This window comes from uncultured Sphingorhabdus sp. (assembly GCF_937872355.1).
In the GTDB taxonomy this organism is placed as follows: domain Bacteria; phylum Pseudomonadota; class Alphaproteobacteria; order Sphingomonadales; family Sphingomonadaceae; genus Sphingorhabdus_B.
On the sequence record NZ_CALMSV010000260.1, the window covers coordinates 1 to 3,702 of the forward strand.

At 57.2% G+C, this 3,702-nt stretch carries 4 protein-coding genes and 1 pseudogene; 1 reads left to right on the forward strand and 4 read right to left on the reverse strand.

Annotated features, from left to right (window positions below; genetic code table 11):
- The 4 genes and pseudogenes from Q0239_RS16595 to Q0239_RS16610 form a co-directional block, all read right to left on the reverse strand.
- Positions 1-432, reverse strand: a pseudogene (locus Q0239_RS16595) (23S rRNA (adenine(2503)-C(2))-methyltransferase RlmN); the annotation flags it as partial.
- A 39-nt stretch (positions 433-471) separates the two neighbouring features.
- Entirely contained in the window at positions 472-1,056 is a 585-nt protein-coding gene (locus tag Q0239_RS16600; RefSeq protein ID WP_298604919.1) for a hypothetical protein, read from the reverse strand.
- Between the two features lie 2 nt (positions 1,057-1,058).
- On the reverse strand, positions 1,059-1,529 hold the full coding sequence (locus Q0239_RS16605) for a hypothetical protein (protein ID WP_298604921.1): 471 nt from the start codon (positions 1,527-1,529) through the stop codon (positions 1,059-1,061).
- A complete protein-coding gene (locus tag Q0239_RS16610) occupies positions 1,526-2,170 on the reverse strand; it encodes a histidine phosphatase family protein (RefSeq protein WP_298604922.1) in 645 nt (214 codons plus the stop codon). The genes Q0239_RS16605 and Q0239_RS16610 overlap by 4 nt, the downstream gene beginning before the upstream one ends.
- Positions 2,171-2,357: 187 nt before the next feature.
- Between Q0239_RS16610 and dnaN the strand changes: the two genes are divergently transcribed.
- A complete protein-coding gene (gene dnaN, locus Q0239_RS16615; RefSeq protein WP_115550018.1) occupies positions 2,358-3,473 on the forward strand; it encodes a DNA polymerase III subunit beta in 1,116 nt (371 codons plus the stop codon).
- Positions 3,474-3,702 lie beyond the last annotated feature (229 nt).

Consider the following 3,702-nt stretch of genomic DNA (forward strand, 5'->3'; position numbering starts at 1 on the left):
GTGGCAGAAACGGCAGTTGAGCGTGCAGCCGACTTGGGAGGAAATGCATAGCGTGCCGCGATCCGCATCGGGGATGAAGACCATTTCATAGTCCTGCGCGTCGTCGGTGCGCAGCAGCCATTTGCGGGTGCCATCGCTGCTGACCTGTGCCTCAATGACTTCAGGGCGGCCAATCACAAAACGCTGTGCCAGCCAGGGGCGCATCGTCTTGGCGATATCGGTCATCATCTCAAAATCGGTGACACCACGATGGTAGATCCAGTGGAACACCTGCTTCGAGCGCAGCTTGGCCGCTTTCTCGTCGAGCTGGCTTTCAAGGAAAAGCTGTTTGATCTGCAGATGCGACAGCCCCATCAGGTCGATACGACCATCGGAGCGCGGCGTAATGGCGCGCGGAGTGACTACGGGATCGATATGGCCGGGGATTTGCATGATGCGCGGCGATATAGGGGTTTTCGCGGAAAACGCCAGCTACCTAAGGTGAATCTTTGCCATTTGATCGAATGCCCGCGCCACCTGAAACCCTACATATTGCCGCCTCGTGACCGTCTGCCGATAATAACAATTCCAGTAGCTTGCGATGCGATCCTTGGTCAGACGATAATATGCAGGGTTTTCGATGATGAACGATCGAACAACCTCTGGATCAAAATTAGGCAGGGCTGCATTGATGTCGTGTAGAATTTCGATGACATATTCTCCTAGCAAACCAACGATGAACGGAAAAACTAGGTGTGTCGGCTTAAGTAGCAAAGATTGGGCTGCGCGCTGCCGTATAAATCCATCGGTACTCTTAGTTAAAAGTGCCCGTACCATTAAAACTTGTTCTGATGTCAAGGCTGCTTCGTCAAAATGCTCAATGTCGAATCGAAGGCGGGATGGGATCAAGGTTGCCCCGCCGCCGCTAGCGAGTTGATAGCGGCCGGTCCATTGCTTTGCTGCTAGCATGTCAACAACGACTTGTGCTGCAACAATAGCGTCGCTTTTAAAGCTAGCGGGGAACGCTGCAGCCAATTGCTCAGGCGTCAGTTTCTCAAGCACTTTTTGGCCAAGCATGGCTACCCCGCGCACCCCAAAGCTGCTGCATCGATTGCACTTGCCGCGCCACGGGTGGCATAGGCATCGACAATGCTTCGGCCGTCGCGCGCGATACTGGTGATGCTCAGAGACTGCGACGAACGGATGGCGGCAATGATCGCCATGTCGGTTTGGCGGTCCTTTGCCCAGCCATAGTCGCCTTTGGCGATCAGGCGAAAGCGGCGTCCACCAGCGCTGAGGGTGATGCCGCTATTTTCCGATCTTTCGCGTGACAGATGGACATAGATCTGATGCCCCAACCCACGCTTGGGCCAAAAGCCGACCGACACATAGCCGCGCTCGCCGCTCGATTCATCAGGCGCGCCAATGGCGTAGCAGCGGGGCGTTTCGGCGTCGCGGAACGCCGCCCAGCTTTGCCATGCGCCCAGACGCTCCTTGGCGAACACAGGTGTAGCGGTCAGCACCGCAGCAAGGATAAGCAGGCGTTTCAAGCGCGCTCCAACTGCCCTTCGCCCAAGGTGACGATCTGTTCTATGCCATCCTGGATCATCACCATACTGCCTTGCGGCAAGCTGTCGGCGATAGGGACATTGCACAACGGGTGCGGATCGGCGCCGAGCAGTAGGCCGCGCAAGACCCGGGCCGACATGCCGTGCATCAGGACAATCGCATCGCCGGGCTCAGAGGTGGCATCGGCGATCCAGTCGTTCAAACGGTGAGCTATGTCGTCATACCATTCGCCATTGGGCGGGCGCACGGTGAACAGCCCCGCATCATGATCGACAAAGGGACCGATTTCGGCGTGGATGTCGGCATAGGTGCGTTCGGACCAGTCGCCGACGTCGATTTCCTGCAGTCGGTCATCGGCCTTCGTCTGGTGCCAGTCCGCTCCCACATGCTCGGCGACAATCGCCAGCGTTTGTAGCGCCCGACCGGCAGTTGACGACCATAATATCGGTGTCGGTTTTCCATCAAACCACGGGGCCAATGCCCTGCCCATCGCATCGGCCTGCAAAAATCCCGCTCGGGTCAATGGGGTGTGCACAGCGTGCTGCCCCTGCATCCGTGCGACCGCGTTGAACACGGTTTCGCCGTGCCTTGCGATGAACAGTCTTTTTCCGTTTGTGCTCAAATTCCTAACCCCTTTTGCTTCACCAGCCTTCTTCCACAGATTAATCGGCGCTGTAAAGGCAATCGGCTTGCCCTAGGTCTCCAACTTGTTAAGGAAGATTCGCCGAAATTGGGGGTTTTGACCCTTTGGCAAATTGGGAAGAATTGCCGTTTCCATCTGGAAGCGGCTTAAGGGGAATGACCGGACGATGAAAGCGACGATCGAGCGCGCCACACTGCTGAAGAGCCTTGGCCATGTGCAATCGGTGGTGGAACGGCGTAACACCATCCCCATTCTTTCAAATGTGCTGATTGAGGCGAGCGAAAATGGCGCTATCCGCCTCACCGCGACTGACCTTGATCTGCAGATTGTCGAAACTATCGCGGGAGATGTGGAAATCCCCGGTGCGACCACGGTTTCGGCGCACACGCTCTTCGAAATCGCACGCAAGATGCCTGATGGCAGCCAAGTGCAGTTGAACGCGGCTGATGGCCGGATGGCGGTGAATGCAGGCCGCGCACGCTTCAGCCTTGCGACATTGCCGCGCGATGATTTCCCGATGATCGCCGAAGGCGAGCTGCCGACCAGTTTTGAACTGCCCGCACCGTCGCTGATCCAGATTATCGACAAGACGCGCTTTGCGATCTCGACCGAAGAAACACGCTATTATCTCAACGGCATTTTCCTGCACGTGACCGACGATGGCGATCCGATGCTGAAGGCGGCGGCCACCGATGGCCACCGCCTCGCGCGTGTTACCCTTCCGCGTCCTGCCGGGGCGGAGGGTATGCCTGACGTGATTGTTCCGCGTAAATGCGTCGCAGAACTACGCAAGCTGCTCGACGAAAGCGGTAGTAACGCGATCCAGATCGACCTGTCGGCCTCCAAGATCCGCTTCACGTTCGACAGCGCGGTCCTGACCTCAAAGCTTATCGATGGCACGTTCCCCGATTACAGCCGCGTCATACCCACCGGAAACGACAAGTTGCTGAAGATTGACCCAAAGAGCTTCTCCGAAGGCGTCGATCGCGTCGCAACCATCGCCACCGAAAAGACCCGCGCAGTCAAGATGGCGCTCGACAAGGACAAGATCACCCTGTCGGTGACTTCACCCGAAAACGGCACGGCAGCGGAAGAGGTTCCGGGTAGCTATTCGGACGACAGCTTCGAAATCGGCTTCAATGCCCGCTATCTCCTCGACATTTTAGGCGAGATCGAAGGCGATACCGTCGAGCTGCACCTTGCCGACGCAAGCGCTCCGACATTGATCCGCGAGAATGACAAATCGCCAGCGCTCTACGTGCTGATGCCGATGCGCGTTTGATCAACCGCAAAAGCCAAATAAGAAGGGCGGCCGTAGAGCCGCCCTTTTTTGTTGAGCTGTATCACAAAAAATGCCCGGGCCATTACGGACCCGGGCTTGGAAGTTGGACGTTCGCGGGAGGAACATCGGGAGGCAGCGGGATTTAGGAGAGGGAGGAAGAAACCCCGCCGCCAAGCTCTGAAATTTGGTGGAAAGCGTCGCCTACCCAGCTCCGCCTTCCATAACCTTA

Coding starts and splice junctions, on each gene's coding strand:
- Q0239_RS16600 (WP_298604919.1), bottom strand. CDS start 1,056: ATGCTTGGCCAAAAAGTGCTTGAGAAACTGACGCCTGAGCAATTGGCT.
- dnaN (WP_115550018.1), top strand. CDS start 2,358: ATGAAAGCGACGATCGAGCGCGCCACACTGCTGAAGAGCCTTGGCCAT.